Source organism: Faecalicatena fissicatena, assembly GCF_016900595.1.
Taxonomy (GTDB): domain Bacteria; phylum Bacillota; class Clostridia; order Lachnospirales; family Lachnospiraceae; genus Claveliimonas; species Claveliimonas intestinigallinarum.
Genome location: NZ_JACLYY010000021.1, coordinates 1 through 14,933 on the forward strand (window position 1 = coordinate 1; position 14,933 = coordinate 14,933).

Here is a 14,933-nt window from a genome sequence, read left to right on the forward strand (position 1 = left end):
AGAACGGCGTGGTAACCGTTCTCCTTTTTTATAGTCGGGTGTCCTTTCAGTCACTTCGTGACTTTTGGGACACCCTCTTCGTTTTCCCCAATCAATAATTCCCCAATTCGCCGAGATATCTGTCAATTTTCTTGAGCCGCTTCTCAATGCCCTTTGCCTTGTGGCTCAGTGTCTCAAGGATGGCCTCCGTGATGAACTGGGGGCCTACCATGCAGTTGAAGAAGGCGTTGCTGTCCACCGGGACGGTGAAGAGGACAGTGGCATACTCCGCCAGGAGAGCGCTGGGCTTGTCGGTCACCACGATAATCTTTGCGCCGGCCTCCTTTGCCATCTGTGCGCAGATCTTGTCCTCGGAGGAGTACCGTGGAAAGCTGAAGATAATCAGGCAGTCATCCTTTGCTATGTTGCACAGGTGGTCCACTGGACTGATGGCGGAGGAGCTTGTAGTCTCCACGTTGGGCACCATGTGTTTTAGATAGAGAAGAAAATAATCCCCCAGGGAGGAATTGCCCCTGGAGGCGGTGATGTACTTGTGTCTGCTTGTGAGGATGATGTCGGCCGCCTCTTCGAAGGAGGCCGGGTTGTTGGAGGTCAGTGCGCTCTCCAGGTTCTGGGCAGCGTTTTTGAAATGCCGGTTGATGTAGTCTGATGTGCTGGTGAGCTGTGCCCTCTTGGCAATCCTCTGGGACGGGATGGTGATGGAGCTGGAAATACTCAGCACCTTGTCCTGATAATCCTTCCGCAGATTTTTCTGGAAATCCATAAAGCCCTCATATCCCAGCGACCGGCTGAACCGGATGACGGATGACTCGCTGACCCCTAGCTTCAGCGCGATCTCTGTGGAAGTCATGAAGCAGGCGTCGGCAGAGTTGTCCAGGATATATTTTGCAATGATCTTCTGTGTTTTTGTGAGCGGGGTCTTACTGATAAGCTCCCTCAATTCTTTCATAGTTTTCCCTCCGGGTTTTGCGATAAAGTATTTATTTGCTTTTTACATATTAAATTTAAGCACGGATTGAGAAATTATTCAAGTCAATTGTAAAGACAAATGAAAGAAAAATGCAAAAATAAAAAGTTTTGTGAAAAAAATAACTTATATTGATTATTTATGGGCTGCGTGCTAAACTGATTTTAGAAACAAATGAATAATATTCTTCAAAAGAAAAATCACTTGAAAAATATTTTTCATCAAACAGCAGCCGAACGGCAAAGCAGCGAACGGCCGGAACAAAAGAAGGCCGCAGGCCGAAAAATTGACAGGAGGTAAGAAAGTTGAAAGTAGGATGCGTAAAAGAAATCAAGAACAATGAATTCCGTGTAGGTATGACACCGGACAACGTGAAGAGCTATGTGGCGGCGGGCCATGATGTGTATATTGAGAAGGGCGCCGGCGTTGGATCCGGATTTCAGGATGCGGAGTACGAGGCGGCAGGAGCGAAGATGATCGACACGGCAAAAGAGGTGTGGGATACAGTAGAGATGATGGTGAAGGTAAAAGAGCCGCTCCCGGAGGAGTATCCCCTGTTCCACGAGGGACTGATCCTCTATACATATCTCCACCTGGCGGCAGACAAGCCCCAGACAGACGCGCTCTTAAACGCAAAGGTAAAGGGCGTTGCCTACGAGACACTGTATGATCCCAGGCAGGGCGGACTTCCCCTCCTTGCTCCTATGAGCCAGATCGCAGGCCGTTTAAGCATCCAGGAAGGAGCGAAATACCTGGAGCAGACATTCGGCGGTGAGGGCGTTCTCTTGGCAGGCGTTCCCGGAACACCGAAGGCCAACATCGTGATCCTGGGAGGCGGAAATGTTGGAACAAACGCCTGCAAGATCGCTGTTGGAATGGGCGCTAACGTGACGATCATGGATATCAGCCTTCCAAGGCTTGCCTACCTGGATGACATCTTCGGCGCGCGCATTCAGACACTTGTATCCAATGACACCAATATCGAGAACGCGGTAAAAGAGGCGGATCTCGTCATCGGCTGTGTTCTGATCCCCGGAAAGGCAGCTCCCAAGATCTTCAAAAAGAAATATCTCAAGGAGATGAAGCCGGGCGCTGTATTCGTGGATGTGGCTGTTGACCAGGGCGGCTGTGGCGAGACCACAAAGGTTACTTATCACGATGATCCGATCTTTATTGAGGACGGCGTTGTCCACTACTGTGTAGGAAATATGCCGGGCGCTGTTCCGCGGACATCCACGATTGCCCTGACCAACGCAACTCTCTCCTACGGACTGCAGATCGCGAACAAGGGACTGGAGAAGGCCTGCGCGGACAACGAGGTGATCTACTCCGCCATCAACACATACGATGGAAAACTGACATGCAAGAACGTGGCGGACAGCTTTGACTGCTACGAGTACACAGATATCAGGACAATCTGCAAATAGATCGCAAAGTCTATAAAATTTCACAGCTTTTTATGAAAGAGGGCATCCCTGCCGGTCCCCAACGGGACATCTGCGCGGGGACGCTCTTTCTATTTTAGAAAACATCTGTTCATAAAAAAGTTTGCACAGAACTCAAGGTGTGGTAATATATCAGGTGTAATTGTGAAGAGTTTTAAAGGACAAGGAGTGTAGACAATGGTTGAGATCAATAAAGAACTGTGTATAGGCTGCGGTGCCTGCGTGCGCGACTGCCCCGGCGAGGCGCTCGAAATCAGGGACAAAAAGGCGGAGTACATACGGAAGTGTATCCAGTGCGGACACTGTGTGGCCGTCTGTCCCGTGCGGGCTGTCTCCATACCGGAGTACGACATGGATGAGGTGGAGGAGTACGATAAGAATACATTCTCTGTCGATCCGGAGCATTTCCTCCACGCTGTAAAATTCAGGAGAAGCACCCGGAATTTTAAAGAGGCTCCCATAGAGAGGGAGAAGCTGGAGCGTATCCTGGCTGCCGGGCGCTACACGCCTACGGCGAAGAACACTCAGGGCTGCCGCTTTGTGCTGATCCGGGATGAGATGGAGGAGTTCAAGAGCCTCTTCTGGAAGGAGCTGCCGGCCATCCTGGATGTGATGAAGGAGGAGGCCCCCCTCTACGAGCGCATATTCCGCGGCTTTCTTGACAAATATCAAAAGGATCCGAAAGACGATACCTTTTTCTTTAACGCCACCTCGTTCCTGGTGATCACCTCCAAAAATCCCCTGGACGGAGGACTGGCGGCTGCCAATATTGAAAACATGGCCGTGGCGGAGGGGGCCGGCGTGCTCTTCAGCGGCTACACGAAGGCGGTTGTGGAGAACAGCAGTGTGCTCCGGGAGTGGCTTGGCATCGGGAAGAGGACAGTTGTCTGCTGTATGCTTATGGGCTATCCGGCTGTCACCTACAAAAGGACAGCGCCCCGCAAAGCCGGTAATATCGTGATCCGGTAAGCGTTCTTTTCCCTTGCGGTATATGTGCAATATGTGCTAATGTATATATAACAAAAGAAAAGAACTCTTATGGGGAAGAGGGATACTATGCTTATAGAGATTGATTTTAACAGTGATGAAGCGATTTACATGCAGGTGCGCAACCAGATCATCATGGGCATCGCCACCGCCGAGATCCGGGAGGGGGACGCTCTCCCCTCGGTGAGGCAGATGGCCCAGGCAGTGGGGATCAACATGCACACCGTGAACAAGGCCTACAGCCTGCTGCGGCAGGAGGGCTTTATCCAGCTCGACAGGCGCAAAGGGGCTGTGGTGGCCCTGGACATTGACAAGATCAAGGCTGTGGAGGAGATGAAACAGCAGCTGCGCATTGTGCTGGCCCAGGGCAGATGCAAGGATATTTCCAGGGAGGAAGTGCACGAGCTGGTGGATGAGATTTTCAGCGAATACGCCTAGAGAAGCTGCGGCTACAGAAAAATACGCTTAGAGAGAAGGATCCGGCAGAGACGGAAAATGGAGAAAGGAGCGGGAAGAGGCGAGACTTTTTCCCTGAGACAGTATGAACTACACCGAACAGGCAAAGGAAGTATTGAAAATTGCAAAGACAGTGGCAAGAGAGCTCCGGCACCCCTACATCGGGACGGAGCATCTTCTTGTGGGGCTGAAGAAGGTCTACACAGGGGTGGCCGGACAGGTACTGGCCTTAAACGGGGTGAGCGAGGAAAATATCCGGAAGATCATCGATGAGCTTGTCTCCCCCGGCGAGGGGGCGCCTGTCACGGCCAACCCCCAGATGAGCCCCCGTCTTGAATACATCCTGGAGGAGTCAAAGGAGGAGGCCATGCGGCTCCGCTCCGAGGAGACAGGGACAGAGCATATGCTCCTTGCCATTCTGCGGGACGTGGACTGCGTGGCCGCAAGGATCCTGCTCACTCTGAATATCAATCTTCAGAAGCTGTGTCAGGACATCCTTGTCAGTACCGGCGCGGATCCAAGGGAGTACATGGAGGAGACGCAGGAGGACGGAAGGCGCAGGAACTCTGTCCTGGAGCAGTACGGCACAGACCTGACTGTCCAGGCGGCGGAGGGGAAGCTGGATCCGGTCATTGGCAGAGAAAAAGAGATCGAGAGGCTGATGCAGATCTTGAGCCGTCGGACAAAGAACAACCCCTGCCTTGTTGGCGAGCCGGGCGTGGGAAAGACCGCGGTTCTGGAGGGACTGGCCCAGAGGATCGCCAGGGGAGTGGTGCCGGAGGCAATGAAAAACAGGCGCATCGTTACAATGGACCTGGCGGGCATGATCGCCGGCTCCAAGTACAGAGGCGAGTTTGAGGAGAGGATGAAGCGGCTGATCCAGGAGGTGAAGGCTGCGGGCAATGTGATCCTGTTTCTGGACGAGGTTCACACCATCATCGGCGCCGGCGGCGCGGAGGGGGCCATGGACGCGTCCAACATCCTGAAGCCCTCCCTGGCCAGAGGCGAGTTGCAGCTCATCGGCGCCACCACTATTGTGGAGTACAGAAAATATATAGAGAAGGACGCGGCCCTTGAGCGGAGATTCCAGCCGGTGACAGTGGAGGAGCCCACCCGTGAGGAATGCCTGGAGATCCTGAGGGGACTGCGGGGGAAATACGAGGAGCACCACCATGTGGCTGTCCAGGAGAAGGCGCTGGAGGCGGCGGTCTCCCTGTCAGAGCGGTACATCAGTGACCGGTTTCTGCCGGACAAGGCTATAGACGTGCTGGACGAGGCCTGTGCGAAGGTGAGCCTTGAGGGCTTCAAGGTGCCGGAGAACATGGAGGAGCTGGAGAAGGTTATCGAGCAGCTCTCCCGGGACAAGGAGGACGCCATCCGCTCCGGCGATATGCAGGAGGCCTCCCTTCTCCACCAGGAGCAGCAGGAAGCCCAGAAGAAGCTGGAGCAGCAGAAAAAGCGCTTCCAGGGGAAAAATGCCCGCCGCCAGGTGTGCGTCACTGCCGACGACATAGCCGCAGTGGTGGCCGAGTGGACCAAGATCCCGGTGCGCAGGCTGGCCGAGTCGGAGAGCGCCAGGCTGAAGAAGCTGGAGCAGACCCTCCACAAGAGAGTGGTGGGCCAGGAGGAGGCTGTGACCGCAGTGGCCAGGGCGGTACGCCGGGGACGGGTAGGCCTGAAGGATCCCTCCCGCCCTATTGGCTCCTTTCTCTTCCTGGGGCCCACCGGCGTGGGAAAGACGGAGCTTTCCAAGGCCCTTGCGGAGGCTCTCTTCGGGGACGAGCAGTCGATGATCCGAGTGGATATGTCCGAGTATATGGAAAAGCACAGCGTCTCCAAAATGATCGGCTCCCCTCCGGGCTATGTGGGCCACGAGGATGGAGGACAGCTCAGCGAGCAGGTGCGCCGCCATCCCTACTCTGTGGTACTCTTTGACGAGATCGAGAAGGCCCACCCGGATGTGTTCAACATCCTTCTGCAGGTGCTGGACGACGGCCACATCACCGACTCCCAGGGCCGGAAGGTGGATTTCCGGAACACGGTTATCATCATGACCTCCAACGCGGGCGCCCAGGCCATTATTGATCCGAAGCGTCTCGGATTTGTGACAAAGGAGGACGCGGCCGGAGACTACAAGCGGATGAAGTCCAATGTGATGAATGAGGTGAAGCTGATCTTCCGGCCGGAGTTCCTGAACCGCATCGACGAGATCATCGTGTTCCACGCCCTCAGTGGTGACAACATGAAGAAGATCGTGAGCATGATGTGCAAAGAGGTGTGTGCCCGTGCCAAAGAGCAGCTGGGAATCACTCTTCATGTTCGGGACTCCGTGAAAAAATACATCGTGGAGACTGGCACGGACCAGAAGTACGGCGCCAGACCTCTGCGCAGAGCAGTCCAGAATTTACTGGAGGACAAGCTGGCTGAGGCAGTCCTTGACAGTACCATAAAGCGAGGGCAGGCGGTGGAGGCCGGACTCTCTAAAAAAGAAATAAAATTTATCCCAAAGACTACAAATTGAAAATTTTTTGAGATATAATGTGGATACAAAAGAAGAACCACTAGGAGGACATAAAAATGGCAGTAGTAAAAGAGCTGTTGCGGGCAGAAAACGATGGGACACTGAGCTTTGGAGATTACACACTCAGCTCTAAGACAAAGCTGGACGGCTTTGAGTTCCAGGGAGACATCTATAAGGTGAAGACCTTTGCGGAGATCACCAAGCTGGAAAAAAACGGTATGTTTGTATATGAGTCCGTTCCCGGGACAGCCGTGGAGAATTTTAAGGCATCTGAGAGTGAAGTTACTTTTGGAGTGTCCGGAGACCGGGATGCTCAATTTACATTGGAGCTGGAAGCGGAGACAGAGTATACGGTATATATGAATGGCGTAAGCGCTGGCGAGATGAAGACGAATTTAAGCGGCAAGCTTAGCGTTAGCGTAGAACTGAGCGAAGGAGAGGTCATTCCTGTAAAGATTGTAAAAATGTAGGTTTGGAGGGAGCTTTGTGAATGGACAGGTATTTGCGCTGATCAGGACAAAGTACAATACGCTCTCTGAGTCGCAGAAGGTGGTGGCGGACTATATCATGGAAAATCCGGAGCAGGTTATCGCCAATACTCTCAGTGACACAGCTTACGCATGCAGCGTAAGTGAGCCTACGGTCCTGCGTTTCCTGAGAAAAATTGATTTTACATCCTATCAGCTTTTTAAGATCAATCTGGCAAAGGAGCTGTCAGAAAATACGTCTGAGGAAGTGTATGAGGATGTGACATTTCAGGATACTACGGAGCAGATCATGGACAAGATCATACAGTCCACGATTAATTCCATCCATGACAGCAGAGAGGTTTTGAGTGGAGAAACGATCAGTCGTGTGGTCGACAAGATCATCTCAGCGAAAAAGGTCCTTATTGTGGGGGTGGGGGCATCCGGATGTGTGGCGTCAGATCTGTATCATAAGTTGTTGAAGCTGAGGATTAACACCGTGTGCAGCAATGATCCTCATATAAGTAATATTTTATCGATCAACCTGGATAAAGAGGATTTGCTCATCGTGATCTCGCATTCCGGGGAGAGCCGGGAAATGCTGGACGCGGTCTCTCTTGCAAAGGAGCAGAGTTGTGAGATCTGTGCGATCACCAGCTATGAGAAATCAACATTGGCAAACAGGGCAGACTATGTGATCTGCAGCTCCTCGCTGGAAACAAAGTTCCGGTCAGATGCCATGACATCCAGAATCATACAGATTGTGATCATTGATATCATATACGTCTGTATCATTATTAAAAAAGGAGAGAGAGTACTGCCTCAGATCCACAGGTCGAGACTGGCAGTGGCAAAGAACAAAATCTAAGTATTTGGTTGTTAAAAGTGTGACGATACGACGAAAAAATAACGTATCGCCACACTTTTTTTGTGCATATTAAACAAAAAAATAGCTTTATTTTTGGCGCTATAGAAGATTGACGATTTCAAAAAATAGGATTATAGTTATTACAGTAGCAAAATTACTACTAGATAGTATAATGTGGTAGAAAATTAACGAAAAGGAAAGGAGAGAACAATTATGAAAGCTATTTTGTTAGGAGATGCAATGATCCCGGGAGAAGGCTTCGGAAAGGCGTGGGAGAAACATCTGAGTAAGTACGGAAGTGATGTGATCGTAGGAAACTGGGAGTCTGACTGGGGACAGCTGCAGTATCGCAGACTGGAAGTAGAAAAGAGAGGGCCTGAGATTGAGACAGTCGATGAGACGATCCTGAAGGAGGGAAAAGATGCGGATGCTCTGATGGGCTTGTTTGTACCTGTATCCAGCAAAGTGATGGACGCAATGCCTAATCTGAGGATCGTGGGTGTATCCCGTGCGGGCCTTGAAAACGTAAACGTGGAGGAGGCCACAAAGAGAGGGATCCTTGTGTTTAATGTAAAGGGAAGAAACGCCCATGCGGTTTCTGACTTTGCGGTGGGAATGATGCTGGCTGCCGCAAGGAATATCGCGAAAGCTCATTATGCGATCCAGAATGGTGAGTGGAGAAAAACCTTCGTCAACAGCAACTGTATCCCTGAGATGCATGACAAGACCATTGGACTGGTAGGATTTGGCTACATTGGAAAACTGGTTGCAAAGAAACTCTCCGGATTTGATGTAAACATTGTTGTGTATGATCCATACACAAGCGATGAAGTGATTGAGGCGGCCGGAGCTAAAAAGGTGGAGCTGGATGAGCTGATGAGCACGAGTGATTTTGTCTCTATCCATGCGCGCTTGACAGATAAAAATAAAAACATGATCGGTGAGCGTGAGCTGGGACTGATGAAGCCGACCGCTTACTTCATCAATACAGGAAGGGCGGGACTGGTAGACCAGGATGCTCTGGCGAATGCTCTGAAGGAACAGAAGATCATGGGAGCGGCACTGGATGTGTTTACAACAGAGCCTATTCCGGCGGATAGTCCGTTCCTGAAACTTGACAATGTCACTCTTACAACTCATATCGCAGGTACGACTACAGAAGCTCTCACCAATTCACCTTATCTTCTGATGGCTGATGTGGCGAAATTCCTGAATGGTGAGCAGGCTGATTTTATTGTGAATAAAGAAGTGCTTGAGAATGAAGACTTCAAGGCATGGCTCGCAAAAGTGAGAGGATAAGAGATAAAGGAGGCATTTTATGCTGACAAATTTAAAGACTATTGTAGACGAAGCATATGCAAAAAAATATGCGGTAGGATCTTTTAACGGATACAATTCAGAGACTTTCCGGGGGATCATCCAGGCAGGCGTGGAGACTGAAACGCCGATCATCCTTGCGTTTGGAGCCAAATACCTGCCCAACATGTCCCTGGAGACGGCGGCAGCTATGACCAGGAGCATGGCGGAAAAGCTGGATATTCCAGTGTGTCTGCATCTTGACCACTGTAAAGATATGGGGGTTGTGTTCCAGGCTGTCAAAGCCGGGTTTGGATCTGTCATGTATGATGGCTCTATGCTCCCCTATGAGGAAAATCTGGCAAATACCGCAAAGGTGTGCGAAGTTGCGCATGCGTGTGGCGCTTCCGTGGAGGCGGAGCTGGGCAGTATTGCCGCGGGAGAGAAGTCCCACGAGGGATCTGCCTCAGACGTACAGGCCTACACGGATCCGAAACTGGCAAAAGAGTTCGTCGAAAAGACGGGGGTTGATGCACTGGCGGTTTCTGTAGGGACTGTTCATGGTCTGTATAAAGGAAAACCGAATATCCGCATCGATATCCTGGAAGAAATCGATAAAAACACACAGATCCCACTGGTTCTTCACGGCGGCTCAGGCGTGCCGGAGGAAGATATCCTGAACTGCATTGCGCATGGAATTGCAAAGATCAATGTAAATACAGAGATATCCGCGTATACAGTGGAATCTACAACTAAATATCTGCGGGAAGAGCAGCCTCACTTTTCTGTCCTGTCGCTAAAACAGGAAGAATTTGTAAAGGAAATCGTAAAGAAATATATCGCTTTTTTTGGCAGATAGATCTAAAGAATGAGTAAGAGGTGAGAATATGAGTTTAGGTTTATTAATCGTTGTATTTTTGATCGCGCTTATTTTTGTGCTCGTGTCGATCATCAAGTTTGACCTGCATCCGTTCCTGGCACTGCTGATCGGTGGACTCCTGATGGGAATTCTGTCCGGTATGTCTCTGACAGACATAGCTACAGGGCTGGCTAATGGTTTCGGAAGCACAATGACCAGTATTGGTATCCTGATCATCCTGGGTGTGGCTCTTGGAAATCTGCTCCATCTGTCCGGGTGTACCAGCCAGATCGCGGCGCTGATGCTGAAGATGACAGGTCAGAAGAGAGCAGGCCTTGCAGTAAACCTGACAGGATACATTGTATCTATCCCTGTATTTTTTGACGCTGCATTTGTTATCCTCGTAAACCTGGTAAAATCTCTTTCAAGAAAAGGCAAAATTCCTTTTGTGTCCCTTGTCTGCGCACTGGCTGTCGGACTGATCACAACTCACGCGCTGGTTATCCCGACGCCGGGACCGGTAGCTGTTGCAGGTACAATGGGAGCAAACATGGGCTGGTTCCTGCTCTACAGTATTATTGTCAGCCTTCCCGCAGCTATCATAGGCGGCGTTGTGTACGGCAAATTCCTTGGAAAGAGCGATAAGTACGCAAATGATTTCGCAAATGCATTTGACGATGTGGATGAGGAGACAGAGATCACATCTGATAAGAACCTTCCATCAGGCGGGCTGGGAATTTTCCTTATCTTCCTGCCTATCGTTATCATCCTTCTTGGAACGATCATGACCATGTTCCTGGAAGAGGGCACAATGGCATACATATTCTTTGCATTCCTTGGCGATAAAAATATGGCTTTGCTGATTGGTGTGCTGGTGGCATTCTTTGCGCTGAAAAAATATATCAAAGAGTCCTTTAATGAGATTGTCACAGACGCTACTACACAGTCTGGTGCCATCCTGGCTATCACAGGTGCCGGCGGCGCATTCGGAGCTATCATCAACGCGACAGGTATTGGTGATAAACTGGTGGCAGGAATGACAGGACTGACAGAAGGCGCTGGTATTGCTATGATCATCGCTGCATTTGTTATCAGCCAGGTGCTCAGGGCCGCGCAGGGCTCTACCACAGTAGCGCTGGTAACAACATCCGCTATCTTTTCACCCATAGTGGCAGGTATGGCCGGCGCTTCACCGGTTCTGGTCGGCCTTGCGATCTGTGCTGGCGGCGTAGGACTCTCTCTGCCCAACGACTCTGGTTTCTGGGTGGTAAACAGGTTCAGCAAGTTTGATGTAAAGCAGACCATGAAAGTCTGGACCGTAGGCGGAACGATATCCGGTGTGACAGCGCTGGTGATCGTCATTGTTCTCAGCCTCTTCTCATCAGTTCTTCCAGGCCTGATGTAACCGTGGCACAGTAGAAGGAGACGATGACAGATGTATATTATTTCATTAGATATAGGAACTTCCGGAATGCGTGCCGTAATCTACGGCACGAACGGAAAGAAATATGAAAATGCATATTATGAGTATCACTCGGATTTCCCGCAGCCGGGATATGTAGAGCAGGATCCGCAGACGTGGAAAGATGCTGCTGTGTACTGCCTGTCCAATGTTGCCGGATATCTGAAGGAAGATCCGCTTGCCATAACAGTGACATCCCAGAGATCCTCTCTCATTCCTATGAAAGATGGAGAGCCTATGCGGACTGCTATTATGTGGCAGGATAAGAGGACAATGCCTCAGTGTGAGAAACTGATCCAGGAGTACACTCTTGAGGGGTTGTACAGGAAAACCGGCCTTCGGACCAATCCTTATTTTGTTCTTCCAAAGATACTGTGGCTGAAAGAAAATCAGCCGGATATCTATGAGACCGCTGAAAAATTTATCGGTGTGCAGGATCTGGTGATCCATTTCCTGACGGGAGAATATAAGACGGACTATTCCCAGGCATGCCGGACACTGCTGATGAATATAGAGACATTTTCCTGGGATCCGGAACTCCTGGCAATCGGCGGAATTACAGAAGAGCGCCTGCCTGACCTGATGCCGCCTGGAAGCATTGCCGGTGGATTGACTAAAGAGATGGCGCAGAAGCTGGGATTGAAAGAAGGACTGCCGGTCATTATGGCCGGAGGCGACCAGCAGAATGCAGCAATTGCCCTTGGCGTCAATAAACCCGGAAGGGCCGAGGCTAATACAGGTACAGGTTCCTTTGTTATCTCGGCCGTAGATAAGCCGGTGTTTGATGAACATGCAAGAGTACTCTGCCAGGCATCGGCCATAGCCGGACAGTGGATCATGGAGGCCGGGATTTTTAACACAGGAGCTATCTACCGCTGGTTCAAAGAGCAGTTTTGTCAGGATATGCAGACAGAGGGAAGCGTTTACAACCTGATGAATGAAGAAGCTGTCAAGTCAGGTATGGGCGCCAACGGTGTGATCATGATCCCCCACTTTGAGGGAAGCGCCGCGCCTTATTGGAACCCGTATGCAAAGGGATTGTTCTTCAATCTGTCACTGAACACGAAACGCGGTGACCTGATCCGTGCCATCATGGAAGGAATCGCGGTGGAGATCAATGCGGATATCAGCCTGATCGAGGAAATCACTCAGCCGATCTACAGGGTCAGTGTGGCTGGTGGAATGGTAAATGCAGATGTGTTCTGTGAGATCCAGGCTAACATATATAATAAGGAGGTGGCTCGATACACGAACAATGAGGCCTCCTCTCTGGGAGCAGCTATGATAGCTGCGGTTACATTGGGAGTTTACCCCGATATTGAAGAAGCGTTCCTGAACATGATGGAAGATATCCCGCATACTTTTTATCCCGACCCTGCGGAAGTGGAAAAGGGAGAGAAGATCATACAGAGAAAGTATAAATTATATAACTCTCTGGAAAAAGAACATGTTTATGAAGATTTTGTTGACTGACAATAAAGCATCCCTGCATAAAATGCAACAGGGCAGCCCGGTTGGGCTGCTCTGTTGCATTATAAAACGATTTTGTGTATGATATAGATATTTCGACGAGGGAGGCTTTATATGGCAAAAGCAAAGAAGAGCGTTTTTTTCTGCCAGAACTGCGGACATGAGGAGAGCAAATGGCTGGGCCAGTGTCCGGTGTGCAGACAGTGGAATACATTTGTTGAGGAAAAAGTGACGCCTGTAAAGGGAAATGGCCAGACCAGGAGCCTGCAGGAGGCGGAGGTGGTCACCCTTGCCAGCGTCAGGACAGACACAGAGGAACGGACCCGGACCGGCATCAAGGAGCTGGACCGGGTGCTGGGCGGCGGGATCGTGCCGGGCTCCCTCGTCCTCGTGGGAGGAGATCCGGGTATCGGGAAATCAACCCTCCTTCTGCAGGTGTGCCAAAGACTGTCGGCCAGGAAGCTGAAAATCCTGTACATTTCCGGCGAGGAATCCCTGAAGCAGATCAAGCTGCGGGCCAACCGCATGGGAGAGTTTACAGAGGAGCTGCTTCTTCTGTGCGAGACAAATATAGAAATCATACGGAGCGTGATCGAGAAACAAAAGCCTGCCCTTGTGGTGATCGACTCGATCCAGACTATGTACAGCGAGGAGGTGGGCTCTGCCCCGGGAAGCGTCTCCCAGGTCCGGGAGGCCACCAACATATTCATGCAGATAGCCAAAGGGATGGGCATTTCCATCTTTATAGTAGGACATGTGACAAAGGAGGGGACGGTGGCCGGCCCCAGAGTGCTGGAGCACATGGTGGACACGGTCCTGTATTTCGAGGGGGACAGACATGCCTCCTACAGAATTTTGCGGGGCGTAAAGAACCGTTTCGGGTCCACCAATGAGATCGGCGTGTTCGAGATGAGACAGGACGGACTCAGGGAAGTGGAAAATCCCTCGGAGTTCATGCTCAACGGAAGACCGGAACATGCCTCCGGTTCAGTGGTGGCCTGCTCCATGGAGGGGACACGCCCCATCCTTCTGGAGATCCAGGCCCTTGTCTGCCGCAGCAATTTCGGCATGCCAAGGAGGACAGCGGCGGGGACGGACTACAACCGTGTCAATCTTCTCATGGCCGTGCTGGAAAAGAGGCTGGGGCTGCCCCTCTCCAGCTATGACGCCTACGTAAATATCGCCGGAGGCATCCGCATCAACGAGCCGGCTGTGGACTTGGGGATCGTGATGGCCCTGGTGTCCAGCTACAAAAACCGGCCTGTGTCAGAGGACGTCCTGGTCTTTGGCGAGGTGGGCCTAAGCGGTGAGGTGCGGGCTGTGAATATGCCGGAGCAGCGTGTGTCAGAGGCGAAGAAGCTGGGCTTTCGGACGTGCATCCTGCCGGCAGTGTCCGTAGACGCGGTGAAAAATATCCAGGGAATAAAGGTGATGGGCGTGCGGTCTATCAACGAGGCCATTGACCTCATGTAATCTTGTGTATTTCTATAGTAAGATTTATATAGTAGAGAGAGGAGATGACAGATATGCTGGAATATCGGTATGACACACAGCTCCTGATCGAGGGTGAAAATCTGGACGAGGATGAGATCAGTGAGTACTTTACAGAGCATTTCAAGGGGGACTGTCTTCTGGCGGTGGGCGATGAGGATCTGATCAAGATCCACTATCACACCAATGAGCCCTGGAAGGTGCTGGAGTACTGTTCCACTCTCGGAGAGATCTATGATATTGTAGTGGAGGACATGGACCGCCAGGCCAGGGGCCTGAAAGGATAAATGCTGCTAGGTAAATGGTGAATATGCCTCCAAAAAGAGCGGTGGGGAAAGTGGAATTGTGCAAATTGTATAAATAAAATAAAAAATAAAAATAACATTGACAATTCGCTTTTTCCTGTGCTATTATATCAAAGCTGTCGCATGAGACGGCAACAACAACTCAAGATTTTCTTCCGGTCCGGGAGGATGCGGCAAGAAAAAATGAAAAAAGTTGTTGACAAACACGAAGCGACATGATATGATATAGAAGTTGTCGCTGAGATGCGAAAGACAACAAAACAAAGAACCTTGATAACTGAACAATAGACAACGACCCTGAAAATTTCTAAGAGAAATATTCAGAACGGAAATCAGACC

General features: G+C 50.8%; 13 protein-coding genes. 12 read left to right on the top strand and 1 reads right to left on the bottom strand.

The window, feature by feature from the left end:
- Positions 1 to 91 precede the first annotated feature (91 nt).
- Positions 92 to 949, bottom strand: a complete 858-nt coding sequence (locus tag H7U36_RS14740; RefSeq protein WP_191428788.1) for a MurR/RpiR family transcriptional regulator — start codon at positions 947 to 949, stop codon at positions 92 to 94.
- Between the two features lie 323 nt (positions 950 to 1,272).
- Here H7U36_RS14740 and ald point away from each other — a divergent pair, with 323 nt between their 5' ends.
- The 12 genes from ald to H7U36_RS14800 all read left to right on the top strand — a co-directional run bounded on the left by ald (position 1,273) and on the right by H7U36_RS14800 (position 14,576).
- The gene (ald, locus tag H7U36_RS14745; RefSeq protein WP_191428789.1) at positions 1,273 to 2,394 is read left to right on the top strand and encodes an alanine dehydrogenase; all 1,122 of its coding nucleotides are present in this window, start codon (positions 1,273 to 1,275) and stop codon (positions 2,392 to 2,394) included.
- Positions 2,395 to 2,589: 195 nt separating this feature from the next.
- Positions 2,590 to 3,381: a nitroreductase family protein gene (locus H7U36_RS14750; RefSeq protein WP_205156415.1), complete on the top strand. Its 792-nt coding sequence runs from the start codon at positions 2,590 to 2,592 to the stop codon at positions 3,379 to 3,381.
- An 87-nt stretch (positions 3,382 to 3,468) separates the two neighbouring features.
- Positions 3,469 to 3,837 carry a GntR family transcriptional regulator gene (locus tag H7U36_RS14755; RefSeq protein WP_191428791.1) on the top strand — a complete coding sequence of 123 codons (369 nt, stop codon included), beginning with the start codon at positions 3,469 to 3,471 and terminating at the stop codon, positions 3,835 to 3,837.
- Between the two features lie 103 nt (positions 3,838 to 3,940).
- Positions 3,941 to 6,376 carry an ATP-dependent Clp protease ATP-binding subunit gene (locus tag H7U36_RS14760; protein ID WP_205156416.1) on the top strand — a complete coding sequence of 812 codons (2,436 nt, stop codon included), beginning with the start codon at positions 3,941 to 3,943 and terminating at the stop codon, positions 6,374 to 6,376.
- 56 nt (positions 6,377 to 6,432) lie between these two features.
- Positions 6,433 to 6,846 (top strand): endosialidase, encoded by a 414-nt coding sequence (locus H7U36_RS14765; RefSeq protein WP_205148155.1) that lies wholly within the window; start codon positions 6,433 to 6,435, stop codon positions 6,844 to 6,846.
- Between the two features lie 16 nt (positions 6,847 to 6,862).
- Positions 6,863 to 7,711, top strand: coding sequence for a MurR/RpiR family transcriptional regulator (locus H7U36_RS14770; protein ID WP_205148154.1), 849 nt, complete (start codon positions 6,863 to 6,865; stop codon positions 7,709 to 7,711).
- Positions 7,712 to 7,924: 213 nt separating this feature from the next.
- Positions 7,925 to 9,010, top strand: a complete 1,086-nt coding sequence (locus tag H7U36_RS14775; protein WP_205148153.1) for a 2-hydroxyacid dehydrogenase — start codon at positions 7,925 to 7,927, stop codon at positions 9,008 to 9,010.
- A 19-nt stretch (positions 9,011 to 9,029) separates the two neighbouring features.
- Positions 9,030 to 9,866, top strand: coding sequence for a class II fructose-bisphosphate aldolase (locus H7U36_RS14780; protein WP_205148152.1), 837 nt, complete (start codon positions 9,030 to 9,032; stop codon positions 9,864 to 9,866).
- 28 nt (positions 9,867 to 9,894) lie between these two features.
- Complete coding sequence (locus tag H7U36_RS14785; protein WP_191493799.1) at positions 9,895 to 11,271, top strand: GntP family permease; 1,377 nt, start codon at positions 9,895 to 9,897, stop codon at positions 11,269 to 11,271.
- Positions 11,272 to 11,301: 30 nt separating this feature from the next.
- Positions 11,302 to 12,801, top strand: coding sequence for an FGGY-family carbohydrate kinase (locus H7U36_RS14790; protein WP_191493800.1), 1,500 nt, complete (start codon positions 11,302 to 11,304; stop codon positions 12,799 to 12,801).
- A 111-nt stretch (positions 12,802 to 12,912) separates the two neighbouring features.
- Positions 12,913 to 14,271, top strand: a complete 1,359-nt coding sequence (gene radA, locus H7U36_RS14795; protein WP_191428794.1) for a DNA repair protein RadA — start codon at positions 12,913 to 12,915, stop codon at positions 14,269 to 14,271.
- 53 nt (positions 14,272 to 14,324) lie between these two features.
- Complete coding sequence (locus tag H7U36_RS14800; RefSeq protein ID WP_191428795.1) at positions 14,325 to 14,576, top strand: fatty acid kinase subunit FakA-related protein; 252 nt, start codon at positions 14,325 to 14,327, stop codon at positions 14,574 to 14,576.
- Positions 14,577 to 14,933 lie beyond the last annotated feature (357 nt).